Origin of the sequence: Streptomyces sp. NPDC085944 (assembly GCF_040686295.1) — a bacterium.
Classification (GTDB): Bacteria; Actinomycetota; Actinomycetes; order Streptomycetales; family Streptomycetaceae; genus Streptomyces; species Streptomyces salinarius.
This window is the reverse complement of record NZ_JBFBJX010000013.1, coordinates 171,197-185,838: the sequence shown is the minus strand read 5'-3', so window position 1 is coordinate 185,838 and position 14,642 is coordinate 171,197. Positions and strand designations below refer to the sequence as shown.

Annotated in this window: 11 protein-coding genes and 1 pseudogene; 6 read left to right on the top strand and 6 right to left on the bottom strand. The window is 72.1% G+C overall.

Annotated elements, in window-relative coordinates:
- Window position 1 precedes the first annotated feature (1 nt).
- Complete coding sequence (locus AB0P07_RS25365; RefSeq protein WP_054101126.1) at window positions 2–1,282, top strand: TRAP transporter large permease subunit; 1,281 nt, start codon at window positions 2–4, stop codon at window positions 1,280–1,282.
- A gap of 42 nt (window positions 1,283–1,324) precedes the next feature.
- Entirely contained in the window at window positions 1,325–2,329 is a 1,005-nt protein-coding gene (locus tag AB0P07_RS25360; protein WP_365554369.1) for a twin-arginine translocation signal domain-containing protein, read from the top strand.
- A gap of 82 nt (window positions 2,330–2,411) precedes the next feature.
- Here the strand turns inward: AB0P07_RS25360 and AB0P07_RS25355 are convergent, their stop codons facing one another.
- The 3 genes and pseudogenes from AB0P07_RS25355 to AB0P07_RS25345 all read right to left on the bottom strand — a co-directional run bounded on the left by AB0P07_RS25355 (window position 2,412) and on the right by AB0P07_RS25345 (window position 5,363).
- Complete coding sequence (locus AB0P07_RS25355) at window positions 2,412–3,983, bottom strand: MDR family MFS transporter (RefSeq protein WP_365554582.1); 1,572 nt, start codon at window positions 3,981–3,983, stop codon at window positions 2,412–2,414.
- Window positions 3,984–4,075: 92 nt separating this feature from the next.
- A complete protein-coding gene (locus AB0P07_RS25350) occupies window positions 4,076–4,759 on the bottom strand; it encodes a helix-turn-helix domain-containing protein (RefSeq protein ID WP_365554366.1) in 684 nt (227 codons plus the stop codon).
- A 79-nt stretch (window positions 4,760–4,838) separates the two neighbouring features.
- Window positions 4,839–5,363: pseudogene (locus AB0P07_RS25345) on the bottom strand (rhodanese-like domain-containing protein).
- A 184-nt stretch (window positions 5,364–5,547) separates the two neighbouring features.
- Here AB0P07_RS25345 and AB0P07_RS25340 point away from each other — a divergent pair.
- From AB0P07_RS25340 to AB0P07_RS25330, 3 genes are all read left to right on the top strand, one after another.
- Complete coding sequence (locus AB0P07_RS25340) at window positions 5,548–5,826, top strand: metal-sensitive transcriptional regulator (protein ID WP_365554364.1); 279 nt, start codon at window positions 5,548–5,550, stop codon at window positions 5,824–5,826.
- Window positions 5,827–6,511: 685 nt separating this feature from the next.
- On the top strand, window positions 6,512–8,902 hold the full coding sequence (locus AB0P07_RS25335) for a phosphoketolase family protein (protein ID WP_365554361.1): 2,391 nt from the start codon (window positions 6,512–6,514) through the stop codon (window positions 8,900–8,902).
- Window positions 8,899–11,274 (top strand): glycosyl hydrolase family 65 protein, encoded by a 2,376-nt coding sequence (locus tag AB0P07_RS25330; RefSeq protein ID WP_365554358.1) that lies wholly within the window; start codon window positions 8,899–8,901, stop codon window positions 11,272–11,274. Before AB0P07_RS25335 ends, AB0P07_RS25330 begins: the two co-directional genes overlap by 4 nt.
- Before the next feature lie 21 nt (window positions 11,275–11,295).
- Here AB0P07_RS25330 and AB0P07_RS25325 read toward each other — a convergent pair whose 3' ends face one another.
- Window positions 11,296–11,754, bottom strand: coding sequence for a hypothetical protein (locus tag AB0P07_RS25325; protein WP_365554355.1), 459 nt, complete (start codon window positions 11,752–11,754; stop codon window positions 11,296–11,298).
- A gap of 263 nt (window positions 11,755–12,017) precedes the next feature.
- Here AB0P07_RS25325 and AB0P07_RS25320 point away from each other — a divergent pair, with 263 nt between their 5' ends.
- Window positions 12,018–12,302, top strand: a complete 285-nt coding sequence (locus AB0P07_RS25320) for a hypothetical protein (RefSeq protein WP_365554352.1) — start codon at window positions 12,018–12,020, stop codon at window positions 12,300–12,302.
- A 20-nt stretch (window positions 12,303–12,322) separates the two neighbouring features.
- Here the strand turns inward: AB0P07_RS25320 and AB0P07_RS25315 are convergent, their stop codons facing one another.
- Both AB0P07_RS25315 and AB0P07_RS25310 read right to left on the bottom strand, forming a co-directional pair.
- Window positions 12,323–13,585, bottom strand: coding sequence for an arginine deiminase (locus AB0P07_RS25315; protein ID WP_365554349.1), 1,263 nt, complete (start codon window positions 13,583–13,585; stop codon window positions 12,323–12,325).
- 129 nt (window positions 13,586–13,714) lie between these two features.
- Entirely contained in the window at window positions 13,715–14,578 is an 864-nt protein-coding gene (locus tag AB0P07_RS25310; protein ID WP_365554346.1) for a DMT family transporter, read from the bottom strand.
- Window positions 14,579–14,642 lie beyond the last annotated feature (64 nt).

The window sequence follows — 14,642 nt, the reverse complement described above, 5'->3', positions numbered from 1 at the left end:
CATGGGTGTCGTCATCCTCCTCGTCATGGCGGCCGGCGTCGCCGCGATGCTCACCCGCAAGCTGCCCACCGCCTTCGCGCTGGTGCTGCTCGCCGTGGTCATCGCCTTCCTCTCCGGCGCGCCCCTGACGGGCAAGAACAGCGTCCTGGACACGGTGCTCCAGGAGGGCGCCCCGGCGCTCGCGGCGACGATGGTCGCCATCATCCTCGGCTCCTGGCTCGGCAAGCTGCTCGACGAGACCGGCATCGCCGGCACCCTCGTCCGCAAGATCGTCGAGTTCGGCGGGGACCGGCCCACCGTCGTCGCCCTCGGCGTCCTCGCCGTCTCCGCGCTCGTCGGCACCGTCACCGGCTCGGCACCGGCCGCGATGCTGGCCGGCATCATCGGCATCCCCGCGATGGTCGCGGTCGGCGTGCCCAAGGTGACCGCCGCGGGCACGGTGCTGATGGGCATCGCGGTCGGCGTTCCCTTCGAACTGCCCGTCTGGCAGTTCTTCTCCACCGCCCTCGACCTGCCCGTCGACACCGTCCGCGGCTTCATGGTGAAGCTGTTCCCGTTCGCCCTGGTCGCCGCCGTCGCCTACGTCGTCATCGAGAACCGGCGGCGCGGCACCGAGCACGCCTGGTCGCTCAAGTCGGTCTCCGCGCGCCCGGCCCCGCGCCGCGAACGCCTCGGCGACGCGCCCTGGTACGCACTGCTCGCCCCCGTGGTCCCGCTGGTCCTGGCCCTCGGCCTGGACGTGGCCATCATCCCCTCGATGCTGGCCGGTGTGCTCTACGCGCTGGTCACCACCACCCGGCCCGGCGAGATGAACAAGCGGCTGCTGCGCACCCTGTACGGCGGCTTCGAGGTGGCCGCCCCGCCGCTCGCGCTGTTCGTGGCGATCGGCATCCTGCTCGCGGCCGTCAAACTACCCGGCGCGGTGGACGCGCTGGAGCCGCTGATGAAGGCGGTCAGCCCGCAGAACCCGGTGCTGTTCGTCATCGTCTTCACCGTGCTGGTGCCGCTGTGCCTGTACCGCGGCCCGCTCAACGTGTTCGGGCTCGGCGCCGGCATCGCGGGCGTCCTCATCGCCACCGGCATCTACCCGGCCGTCGCCGTCCTCGGCATGGCCACCTCGTACAACCAGGTCTTCGGCGTCGCCGACCCGACCAGCACCCAGACGGTGTGGGCCGCGCAGTACGCGGGCGTCAGCCCGCAGCAGGTCATGGTCCGCACCCTGCCCTACGTGTGGCTGGTCGCCCTCGGCGGCATGTGCGTCACCGCCGCCCTGTACCTGTGACACACCCGTACGTGTGACATCCCCCCTCACCCAGGAGTCGACATGCACGAGCCGCACCTCGACCGCCGTCTGTTCCTGAAGGGCACGGCCCTCACCGGCGCCGCCCTCGCGCTGGGCGCGACAGCCGCGCCCGCCGCCTCCGCCGCACCCGGCGGGTTCCCCGACTACACCTACGTCCGCACCCTGCTGACGCCGTCCCAGCTGGCCTACAACCCCACCGGCGAGATCATCTTCCCGACCGTCCGCGGCGTCTACGACCGGCTGCCCGCGAGCGGCCGGCTCGGCCGCTACTACCTCTACTACGCCCCGCACGACGCCCCCGGCGGCATCTGCCTGGCCTACGGGGACTCACTGGAGGGCCCCTTCACGGAGTACCCGCACAACCCGATCGTCTCCAACACGTGGTCGCCGCACTACTCCGTCAGCCACGTCTCCTCGCCGCACGTGATGTGGCACGCCGGGCGGAAGGAGATGTGGCTGTACTTCCACGGCGAGAACACCACGACCCGGCTCGCCCGCTCCGCCGACGGCATCCACTTCACCTACGACAAGGTCGTACTGAACACCTCGATGCTGCCGTCCGGCACCACCGAGACCTCCTACGCGCGGGTCTTCCCGCACGAACTGCCCTCGCGCGGCGCGCACTACGTCATGGTCTTCATGGTCAACAACACCACCAACCACCGCGACATCGGCTGGGGCTGGTCCGCGGACGGCCGCACCTGGACGTTCGCCCAGGAGCCCCTGGTCCGCCACGGCGACGTCGGCGCGGTGAACATCGGCGGCCCGCACCTGCTGCACCGGAACAACAGCACGTACGTCGTCTACAACAAGGACAAGGAGAGCGGCGGCGACCTGATGATCACCGAGGTCGGCAACGACTTCTCCCTCCGCAGGCACCTCGGCGTCTTCTACGACTCCCGGGGTTCCGCGCCGGAGAACGGCCGTGCGGCCTCCCCGTCGTTCGGCACCGACCACGGCGTTCCGTACATGATCTACGAGGCGGGGGAGCGGCTGGCGGGTTCGATCGCCATGGCCCGCGGCTGACCCCCGGTACGCCGCCGTACACGGCAGCGGGGCCGCACGTCCGGATCGGACGTGCGGCCCCGCTGCCTTCCCACCGGGTGCCTCAGGCGACCGGCGCCGGGTCCTTGCCGGCCGACGCCGTGGGGCCCTCGCCGTACTCCTCGGCCAGGCGCTCCATGCCGCTGGTGGTCTTCAGCGGCTTCTCCTTGACGAACACGACGGCGACCAGCGCGAGCACCGCGAACGGCGTGGCGATCAGGAACAGGTCGGCCGTGGCGACGGCGTAGGCGTGCTCGACGATCGTCCGCATCGGGCCGGGCAGCGTGGACATGTCCGGGACGCTGCCCTCGCCCGAGCCGCCACCACCCGGTACGGCGACGCCCGCGGCGCTGAGACCCTTGGCCATCTCACTGGCGACCCGGTTGGCGAGGACAGCGCCGAGGACGCTGACGCCGATGGTGCCGCCCATGCTGCGGAAGAACGACAGCACGGAGGTCGCGGCGCCGAGGTCGGCGGCGGGCACGTCGTTCTGGGCGGCCAGCACAAGGTTCTGCATCAGCATGCCGACGCCGACACCCAGGACGGCCATGTAGAGGCTGAGCAGGCCGAAGCGCGTCTTCGCGTCGATCGTGGCCAGCAGCGCGAGGCCGACGGCCATGATCAACGCGCCCGCCACCAGGTACCGCTTCCACCTGCCGGTCCGGCTGATCACCTGTCCGGCGACGGTGGACGACACCAGCAGGCCGAGGATCATCGGCAGGCTCATCAGACCGGCGACGGTCGGCGACTTGCCCAGGGAGATCTGGAAGTACTGCGAGAGGAAGACGGTCCCGCCGAACATGGCGACACCGACCAGGAGGCTGGCGACCGTGGTCAGGGTGACCGTGCGGTTCCTGAAGATGCCGAGCGGAATGACCGGCTCGGCGGTGCGGGCCTCGACGGACACCGCAGCGACCAGCAGCAGGACGCCGCCGACCGTCAGGGCGGCGGTCTGCCAGGACGCCCAGTCGAACTCGTTGCCGGCCAGCGACACCCAGATGAGCAGCGCGCACACACCGGCGACGATCAGGAGGGCGCCGAGCCAGTCGATGCGCACCTCGCGCTTGACGGTGGGCAGGCGCAGGGTGCGCTGCAGCAGGGCGATGGCGAGCAGCGCGAACGGGACGCCGATGAAGAAGCACCAGCGCCAGCCCAGCCACGAGGTGTCCACCAGGACGCCGCCGACCAGCGGTCCGGCCACGGTGCCCACGGCGAAGACGGCCCCGAAGATGCCGGCGTACTTGCCCAGCTGGCGGGGCGGGATGACGGAGGCCATCACGACCTGCGCGAGAGCGGTCAGACCGCCCGCGCCGATGCCCTGCACCACCCGGCTGAAGATCAGCAGACCGACGCCGTGCGAGAAGCCGGCCAGCAGCGAGCCGACCACGAACATGCTCAGCGACAGCTGGAGCAGCAGCTTCTTGTTGAAGAGGTCGGACAGCTTGCCCCACAGGGGCACCGTCGCGGTCATCGCCAGGAGTTCGGAGGTGACGACCCATGTGTAGGAGGACTGGCTGGCGCCCAGGTCGGCGATGATCGTGGGCAGCGCGTTGGCCACGACCGTGCCGGCCAGGATCGCGACGAACATGCCGGCCATCAGGCCCGACATCGCCTGGAGTATCTGCCGGTGGTTCATGGAGGTGGGCGGCGCGTCGGCGGGCGCCTCGGTAGCGGTCACGGAATCTCTTTCGGTTCAGGTCCTGTCGGGTCGCGAGCCCGGCGCGGAGGCTACGCGGAGGGTGCCGGAAGACCGGCGGCGAGGAGGGTGAACACCTCGTGGAAGACGTCGAGGAAGGCGGCTTCCTCCTGGTGTGCGGACCAGTGGTCCATGCTGGTGCGCACCGCGGCGCCCGCCACCGCGGCCAGCAGCCGCGGGTAGAGCCCCGACCCGGGGCCGGTCACGGACCCCGGCCCGGCTTCGGAACCCGGGCCGCTCGTGCCGCCGACCCCGCGCAGGCGTTCGGCGATGGCGTCGGCCAGGTCCGCCTCGGCCGCCATGTGGGCCCCGACGCCGCGCGCCAGGAGGTGCGGCGAGGCGTGCAGCACCTTGGCGTGCAGCCGCCACAGTTCGTGCTGCTGTTCCGCCTCGGCCAGCTCCGCCGCCATGGCCTCACGCAGGGCCTCCAGCGGGGACAGTCCGGCCGGTGCGTCGAGGACGGCACGCCGCATGCGCGCGCCCGCGTCGGCGTCGGCGTCGACCACCACGAAGGCGTCGTCGCGGCTGTCGAAGTAGTTGAAGAAGGTACGCACCGACACCCCGGCCGCGGCGCTGATCGCCTCGACGGTGACCTTCTCCGCCCCGTGTTCGGCGGCGAGCCGGACCGCGGCCTCGGCCAGAGCGGCACGTGTGGCCCGCTTCTTCCGCTCCCGCAGACCGCCCCCGGCGGCACTTCTCTCCGACATAAGTTGCATGGTATGCAAAGATGCACGGCATGCAAAATTGGCCCCGACCCCTCCGTGAGGGATCGGGGCCCGCCGTCGCAGCCGTGTCTCAGGCCGCCAGTCGCGCCACGGTCTCCTCGAAGGGGACGGCGCCCCCGGCGGGGCGGTTGGGCGGCAGCCGGGCGAGGACCGCGGCCATGCCGCAGGTGTTGGTCACCCCGGAGAAGACCAGTCCCGCGCCGGTCGCGCCGGACAGCCGGTGCGCGGGGCGCCGGAACCGGCCCGCCGCGAAACCGGCGGCGACGAGCGACCCGGCGCGAGGCGCACCTGCCGGTCCATGGGCCACGGCGCGCGCCCCGGCCGGACGCTCGACGGGGTGACCGGCCACCGCCCAGGCGCTGGTGCCGCCCTCGAGCGTGGCCGCCTCCATGCCCCGCCCCGCAAGGCGCGCGCAGCCCTTGGCGGACCGGTTGCCGCAGGCGCACACCAGCAGCAGCGGTCCCCGTGCGGCGGCCGCCCCGAGGGTGTCGGCGGCCTCGTCGAGGCGCTCCAGCGCAATGTTGTGCGCGCCGGGCAGGTGCCCGCCGGCGTACTCGCCCGCGGAACGGACGTCGACGACGGTGAAGTCGCCCAGGCGGACCGCCGCCTGTCCGGTGGGGTGGTCACGGCGGTGGCGGCCACGGAGGTGGCCGGTTCGATGGGGTGCTCACGTACGGAAACCTTTCTCGTTGCGGTCCCCCCAGCGCGGTAGAATACCCGTGGGGGTATGCGGGATCGGTTGTGATCAGGTGGACATCGGACGAAGGAGAGGGAGAAGCGTGGAACTCGACATGTCGGCCGACGAACTGAAGTCGGCGCTGAACCGGCTGCGGCGCGCCCAGGGACAGCTCGCGGGAGTCATCCGGATGATCGAGGAGGGTCGCGACTGCGAGGACGTGGTCACCCAGCTCGCCGCCGTCTCCCGGGCCCTGGACCGGGCCGGCTTCTCGGTCATCGCCACGGGACTGCAGCAGTGCATGACCAGCGACGACCCGGAGGTGCGGGACTCGGCGCAGATGCGGGCCCGGCTGGAGAAGCTCTTCCTGTCCCTGGCCTGACGCGCCCGGGCGGGACGGCGGATCACAGGACCGCCGTCGCGCCCATTGCCACGGTCACGGCGAGCAGCACGGCGCCGAAGGCGCGCCGCAGCGTCGCCGCGGAGACCTTCGCGGTCAGCCGCCTCCCGTCCCAGACGTCCCGCGCCGGGCGGCCGCGGCGACGACGCGGTCGACGCCCCGCGGCGGGTCCACGACCACGGCCGAGCGGGGACCGCCCGCCGGGTGGCTGCGGTTGCCCAGTCCCTCGGTCTCCAGGACGTCGACAAAGAACCCTGTGCTCTCTCCTTCAGCTTTCGAATCACCCCCCGGGGGGTATCTCTCTGGTCAACGAATATACCCGGCAGGGGTATTCTCGAGTGGGTGGTGACGGCTTCGCGGGTCCGGCGCGTCACCGTTGCGGGCGCTGCCGCAGGACTTGGGCAACTCCTGTGTGCGGGCCTGAAGCTGGGGTATCCGGTGCACCAGCACGGTCGACACCGGGGTCGGCGCCGGTGACGACCGTGCTGTTCTCGTCACGCACCGTCACCCGCCCCTCCACGTACCGGCGCCCCGTGACCCGTTCGGCACAGGACGTGACCCGAACGGCCCTCTCGGGTACCCGCCCGGTCGGCGCAGGGTTGGGATGTGCACGGGCACCCGGTGCCCGCGCGCTCCGACCGGCTGTCCCGACACGGAAGGACCACCGATGTCCGCCGACACGCAGCAGGCGCCCACCGAACTGACCGAGGAGGAGCTCGCCGGCCTGGACGCCCACTGGCGCGCCGCGAACTACCTCTCCGTCGGCCAGATCTACCTGATGGCCAACCCGCTGCTGGCCGAACCCCTGCGCCCCGAGCACGTCAAGCCGCGGCTGCTCGGCCACTGGGGCACCTCACCCGGCCTCAACCTGGTCCACACCCACCTCAACCGGGTCATCAAGGCGCGTGACCTCGACGCCCTGTGTGTCTGGGGCCCCGGCCACGGCGGCCCCGCCGTCCTGGCCAACGCGTGGCTGGAGGGCTCGTACACCGAGACCTATCCGGACATCACCCGGGACGCGGCCGGCATGGCCCTGCTCTTCAAGCAGTTCTCCTTCCCCGGCGGCGTACCGAGCCACGTCGCGCCCGAGACGCCGGGCTCGATCCACGAGGGCGGCGAACTGGGCTACGCGCTCTCGCACGCCTACGGCGCGGCCTTCGACCACCCGGACCTCACGGTCGCCTGCGTGATCGGCGACGGCGAGGCGGAGACCGGCCCGCTGGCGACGTCCTGGCACTCCAACAAGTTCCTCGACCCGGTGCACGACGGCGCCGTCCTGCCGATCCTGCACCTCAACGGCTACAAGATCGCCAATCCGACGGTCCTCGCCCGCCTCCCCGAGACCGAGCTCGACGAACTGCTGCGCGGCTACGGGCACGACCCGATCCACGTCACCGGTGACGAGCCCGCCGCCGTCCACCGCGCGACGGCCCGTGCCATGGACACCGCCCTCGACCGCATCGCCGCGATCCAACGGGCCGCCCGCGAGGAGGGCGCCACCGGCCGCCCCCGCTGGCCCATGATCGTCCTGCGCACCCCCAAGGGCTGGACCGGCCCCGCCGAGGTCGACGGACTGCCCGTGGAGAACACCTGGCGCGCCCACCAGGTGCCACTGTCCGCCGTACGGAGCAATCCGGAGCACCTGGCGCAGCTGGAGCAGTGGCTGCGCTCCTACCGCCCCGAGGAACTGTTCGACGACGCCGGGGCCCCGCGGCCCGCCGTCCTCGCCGCCGTCCCCGAGGGGCCCCGCCGCCTCGGCGCCACCCCCTTCGCCAACGGCGGCCTCCTCCTGCGCGACCTGCCCCTGCCCGCCCTGGAGAAGTACGCCGTGCCCGTCGACGAGCCCGGCGCGAGCATGCACGAGCCCACCCGGGTCCTCGGCGAGCTGCTCCGGGACGTCATGGGCGCCACCACCGACCGCCGCGACTTCCGCCTCGTCGGCCCCGACGAGACCGCCTCCAACCGCCTCCAGGCCGTCTACGACGCCAGCGGCAAGGCCTGGCAGGAACAGACGCTGCCCGTCGACGAGAACCTGGACCGGCACGGCCGCGTCATGGAGATCCTGTCCGAACACACCTGCCAGGGCTGGCTGGAGGGCTACCTGCTCACCGGCCGGCACGGGCTGTTCTCCTGCTACGAGGCCTTCGTCCACATCGTCGACTCGATGGTCAACCAGCACGTCAAATGGCTGCGCGTCACCCGCCGCCTGCCCTGGCGCGCACCCATCGCCTCACTCAACTACCTGCTCACCTCCCACGTGTGGCGGCAGGACCACAACGGCTTCTCCCACCAGGACCCCGGTTTCGTCGACCACATCCTCAACAAGAGCCCCGAAGCCGTGCGGGTCTATCTGCCGCCGGACGCCAACACCCTGCTCTCCGTCGCCGACCACGCCCTGCGCAGCCGCGACTACGTCAACGTGATCGTCGCCGGCAAGCAGCCCTGCTTCGACTGGCTGTCCATGGAGCAGGCCCGCGTGCACTGCGCGCGCGGCGCCGGCATCTGGGAGTGGGCCGGCACCGAGGACGGCAGCCGCGAACCCGACGTGGTGCTCGCCTGCGCGGGAGACGTCCCGACCCAGGAGGTGCTGGCCGCCGCCCAGCTCGTCCGCCGCCATCTGCCCACACTCGCCCTGCGCGTGGTGAACGTCGTCGACATCGCCCGCCTGCTGCCCAGCGGCGAACACCCGCACGGCATGAGCGACTTCGAGTACGACGGCCTGTTCACCGCCGACAAACCGGTGATCTTCGCCTACCACGGCTACCCCTGGCTCATCCACCGGCTGGCCTACCGGCGCACCGGCCATCCCCATCTGCACGTGCGCGGCTACAAGGAGATCGGGACCACCACCACACCGTTCGACATGGTGGTCGGCAACGACCTGGACCGCTACCGCCTGGTCATGGACGTCATCGACCGCGTGCCCGGTCTCGCCGTGCGCGCCGCCGCCGTACGGCAGCGTATGGAGGACGCCCGGCTGCGGCACCACGACTGGATCCGCGAGCACGGCGTGGACCTGCCCGAGGTCGCCGACTGGACCTGGGACGGCGCGCGGTGACCGCGACCCCGTCGACCTGGGACTACGAACACTACGACGCCGCGCAGGAGCGGCTGCGCGAGGCCCTGTGCACCCTCGGCAACGGCTACTTCGCCACCCGCGGCGCGCTGCCCGAGTGCGCCGCCGACGACGTGCACTACCCGGGGACCTACGTGGCGGGCTGCTACAACCGGCTCACCTCCACCGTCGCGGGACGCGAGGTCGAGAACGAGGACATGGTCAATCTCCCCAACTGGCTGCCGCTGCGCTTCAGGCCCGCCGGGGGCGACTGGCTCACGCCCGACACCGCCGAGGTGCTCGACCACCGCCAGACCGTGCACCTGGACTCGGGTGTGCTGGAGCGCCGCACCGGTTTCGCGCTCGGCGGGGAACGCGTGCTCTATGTGCGTCAGTTGCGCCTGGTGCACATGGCCGACCCCCACCTCGCCGCCCTGCGCACCGAGTTCACCGCCGAGGGCGGCCCGGTCGACCTGGGAGTGGAGGCGACCCTCGACGGGGGCGTCACCAACTGCGGCGTGCCGCGCTACCGGGACCTCGACGGCCACCACCTCACCCACGTGCACACCGGAAGCGCCGACGAGGACACCGTGTGGCTGCGCTGCCGGACCCGCAGCTCGGACATCCGGATCGGCATGGCCGCCCGTACCGCAGCCGACGCGCCGGTCACCGCGGCACGGGAGCATCTGTGCGTCACCCAGCGCACCGTCCTGCGCGTGGAACCGGGCCGCACCGCCACCGTCGACAAGGTGGTGGCCCTGCACACCTCGCGCGACCCGGCGATCAGCGACCCGCTCCAGGCCGCCGTCGACCGGGTGGCCGAAGCCCCCGGCTTCGACGACCTGCTGGTCTCCCACCGCACCGCCTGGGGCCAGCTGTGGCGCCGCGCCGAACTGGAGGTGCCCGGCGAGGCCGGCAGCATCCTGCGCCTGCACCTCTTCCACGTGCTCCAGACCCTCTCCCCGCACACCGCCGACCTCGACGTGGGCGTACCGGCGCGCGGACTGCACGGGGAGGCCTACCGCGGCCACGTCTTCTGGGACGAGCTGTTCGTCCTGCCCTACCTGAACCTGCACTTCCCCGAGGTGTCGCGGGCCCTGCTGCACTACCGGCACCGCCGCCTGGAGAAGGCCCGCTCCGCGGCCCGCGCGATCGGCAGGCGGGGCGCGCTCTACCCCTGGCAGAGCGGCAGCGACGGCCGGGAGGAGACCCAGCAGCTGCACCTCAACCCGCGCTCGGGCCGCTGGCTCCCCGACCACTCCCACCTCCAGCACCACGTGGGCTCCGCCATCGCCTACAACGTCTGGCAGTACTGCGAGGCCGGCGGCGACGCCGAGTTCCTGCACACCAAGGGCGCCGAGATGCTGCTGCAGATCGCGCGCTTCTGGGCCGACTCCGCCACCTGGGACGAGCAGGTGGGCCGGTACCGCATCCGGGGCGTCGTCGGCCCCGACGAGTACCACGAGGCCTACCCCGGCGCCGACCGGCTCGGCCTCGACGACAACGCGTACACCAACGTCACCGCCGCCTGGGTGCTGTCCCGCACCCTCGAAGTCCTCGACGACCTGCCCGAGCCCCGGCGCCGCGAACTCGTCGAGCGCACCGCGCTGGACGACACGGAACTGGAACAGTGGGACAGCGTCTCGCGCACCCTCCACGTCCCCTTCCACGAGGGCGTCGTCAGCCAGTTCGAGGGGTACGGCGACCTCGCCGAACTCGACTGGGCGGGCTACCGCGAGCGGTACGGCGACATCCGGCGCCTCGACCGCGTCCTGGAGGCCGAGAACGACAGCGTCAACAACTACCAGGCGTCCAAACAGGCCGACGTCCTCATGCTGGGCTACCTGTTCTCCCCGGCCGAACTGCGCGCCCTCTTCGGCCACCTGGGGTACCGTCTGGACGAGGAGACCTGGCAGCGCACCGTCGACTACTACCTGGCCCGCACCAGCCACGGATCCACCCTCAGCGGGCTCGTCCACGGCTGGATCCTGGCCCGCGCCCGCCGCGCCGAGGCCTGGGACTACTTCCAGGGGGCGCTCAAGGGCGACGTCGCCGACCTCCAGGGCGGCACCACCGGGGAGGGCATCCACCTCGGCGCCATGGCGGGCACTGTCGACCTGGTCCAGCGCGGACTGACCGGCCTGGAGACCCGCGCGGGCGCGTTGTGGCTGGACCCGGTGCCGCTGCCCGAACTGTCGTCGTACGGCTTCTCCGTGCGCTACCAGGGCCACTGGGGCGTGCGGTTCCGGCTGGAGCACGGCCGGCTGGAGATCGCCGTGCCCGCGGCCGGACCGCTGCCGATCGACGTCCGGCTGCCGGACCGCGAGGTGCGCATCCAGCCGGGGGACACCTGCCGGCTGGTGCTGCCGGACTGACCGGGCCCGCCCGCCGGCCGGTCAGCCGGGCAAGGGGTAGGTCACCGTGCGCGGGGACCCGTCCGGCCTGCCGTCGGTGTAGGTCAGGGTGATCCGGGTGAAGTGCGACTGGCCCGTGCCCCCTCCCCCGCCCGTCGGCATGTCGAGCCGTACGGTCACCGGATAGGAGTGGAAGGCGCCCGCCGCGCAGTACGGGTCGCAGTCGTTGACGGCGTTCGTGCCCCGGCCCACGGCGGCCTGCGGGTCCCAGCGGAACCACCGCATGGAGACCAGGCGGCTGTTTCCGTCGCCGCAGGCGAGCACGTATGCCGCGGGACCGATCTGCGGCTGCCCGGAGCAGTCGATCAGTACCGGATCCTGCGTCTGCTGGGTCCGCGCCGCGGGCCCGGCCGACGGTGCGGCGGAGGCCGTGCCGAGGGGGACTGCCAGCGCGGCGGCGGCACAGAGTGCGACCGCTGCCCTCATCGGGTTCCTGCCCATGTCTGCTCCCGCCGTCTCGGGGTCGCTTGTCTCCGCTTTCCCCTTTCTCCGTTCCGACCGTACGACCGAGTCGGGGAACGCACCACTCGTACGGAGCAGCGTCGGGGGCACCCGGTTCGTGCGACAAGACGCCGATTGCATCCACCGTGTGGTCCTCGCGGCGGTCCGCAACCGCCGTCGGTGCCCCGGTGTCTCCAGCCGTCAAGAACGGCGACCCGACAAGGGGACCCGTCCAGGCGACCCCTCAAGTGGAGGACCGCGGTATGCACACGACGACTGCTCCGACCGCCACCGCCCCGACGCCCTCGCGCTCCCGCGACACGACGGGCGACTTCCTGCTCCAGCCGCCCAACCCCGCCGAGCGCGTCGCCTGCCGGGTCGACCCCGTCGACCTGCGCCGTCTCGACCTGCTCGCCCTGCTCACCACCGCCGGTATCGCGCCCTCCGCGGGGGACCGGGCCGCCATCGACCAGCTCAGCGTGCTCCCCGGCAGTGTGCACACGGCACTCCACCGGTGGCTGGAGCAGGCGTACGGGTTCTGCCGCTGAGGGCGCTCGGGCCGCGCGGGTCAGAAGTCCACGGGATCCCGCACCAGCGGACACGTCATGCAGTGCCCGCCACCGCGTCCCCGGCCCAGTTCCGCGCCCACGATGGTGACGACCTCCACCCGGGCCTCCCGCAGCAGCGCGTTGGTCAGGGTGTTGCGGTCGTAGGTGAACACCACCCCCGGTTCCACGGCGACGGCGTTGTTGCCGCCGTCCCACTGCTGGCGCTCGGAGGCGTAGGCGTCGCCGCCCGTCTCCACCACCCGCAGCTTCGGCAGCCCGAGGGCCTTGGCGACGACGTCGACGAAGGGCGTCGTCCCCTCGTCGACGACGTCGAACCCGGGGCCCCGGTCGCCGGGGCGCAGCGAGAAGGTGTGCACCGCGTCCATGATGCGCGGGTAGAGGGTCACCACCTCGCGGTCGGCGAAGGTGAAGACGGTGTCCAGATGCATGGCGGAGCGCAGCTTCGGCATCCCGGCGACGACGACGTGCTCGGCGGCCCCGTTGCGGAACAGGGCGGCGGCGAGCTGGGTGATGGCCTGCCGGGAGGTGCGCTCGCTCATGCCCATGAGGACGACCCCGTTGCCCACGGGCATGATGTCGCCGCCCTCGAGGGTGGCCTGGCCCCAGTCCTGTTCGGGATCGCCCCACCACACCGTCGAGCCCTTGAAGTCGGGGTGGAAGGTGTAGATCGCCTTCATCAGCAGCGTCTCGTCGTGCCGCGCCGACCAGTACAGCGGGTTGAGGGTGAGTCCGCCGTACAGCCAGCAGGTGGTGTCGCGCGGGTACAGGGTGTTGGGCAGTGGCGGCATCAGGTACGCGCGGGCGCCGGTGGCCCCACGGGCCATCGCGAGGTGCGGGGAGCGGAAGTCCTCCGGCAGATCACTGGTGGCGAGTCCGCCGACGAGGTACTCGGCCAGTTCCCTCGGCGAGAGGGTCTCCAGGTAGGCGCGGGTCGCGTCGACGAGGCCGACGCCGACCTGGTTGGCGACGATCTTCCGGTCCAGGAGCCACGCCTTCGCCTCGGGCATCGCCATGATCTGCGCCAGCAGGTCGTGCAGCTCCACCACCTCGACCCCGCGCCGGCGCAGTTCGCCGACGAAGGCGGCGTGGTCGCGCTGGGCGTTCTCCACCCACATGACGTCGTCGAAGAGCAGCTCCCCGGAGTTGGTGGGGGTCAGCCTCCGGTGCGCCAGCCCGGGGGAGCAGACCAGGACCTTGCGCAGCCTGCCGACCTCGGAATGGACGCCGAGCGAGGGCTGCACGGCGCTCTCATTGCTGGTCACACGGCCTCCTTGTGGCGGCGCAAGAAGCGCGGCAGTGTCCACTGTGCACCAGGTGGTCGCTTCGGGCATCTTGGTCAGCCGTGCGGGACGGGCACCCCGGCGGCGACCCGCCGCCCGGCCCGGGGATGCTCACTGAGCGGTGCGCAGATCCACGCCGCGCCGGGCCAGGCTGAGGACCCCCACCACGAGGAGCGCCACCCCGAGCAACTGCGGCAGGACCCACCAGTCGCCGCGCAGGTCCTCCCGGTACAGGACCACGCCGAGCAGGAGACTCACCGTCGCGTCGCCCAGGGTGAGTGCGGGCTGGGAGGCGACGAGCGGACCGCCCTGCATGGCGTGCTCCAGCAGGAGTACGGCGCACACCCCGGCCAGGGCGAAACCGTAGGTCTGCCAGGTGGTGAAGAAGCCGACGACGCCGTCGGCGTCCAGCACGCGCATGGAGTCCTTCATGAGCGCGGCCGTCAGCGCGTAGCACACCGCCGTGGCCGCGCCGAGGCACCCGGCGCGAGCCTTGCCGACGGGCCGTTTCAGGCCCACCGCCGCCAGCAGAACGGCCGCCCCCGCGCAGGCCGCGAGCGCCGGCATCCAGCGGTCCAGGGGCACGTCGGCCTTCCCACCGTCCGGCGACGCCGAGGCCAGCGCGACACCGAGCCCCACGACCACCCCGCCCACGGCGAGCCACACCGCCTCCGGCATCCGGTTGCCGGTCAGCAGCGAGGCCAGCAGCAGCGCCAGCGGAAGTTCCAGGACGAACAGGGGCTGTACGAGTGACAGCGGACCCGTCGCCAGGGCCACCGCCTGCCCGACACCGGCGACCACCACGGCCAGCATGCCGCCGAGCCACACGGGCCGCCGCAGCAGATCGAGGACGAGCCCGGGGCGGAAGCCCTGGGACTGCGGCACGCTCAGCGCCGCCCGCCGCTGCAGCACGGTGGCCAGCGCGTTGCTGAACGCGGCGAGGAGTGCGAAGAGCACCGGCAGTACAACACCCATCCACCGATACTCACCCCGTTCCGGCCCGGTCGCGCGCCGCGTCGGACCCGGGTGACGGATGACG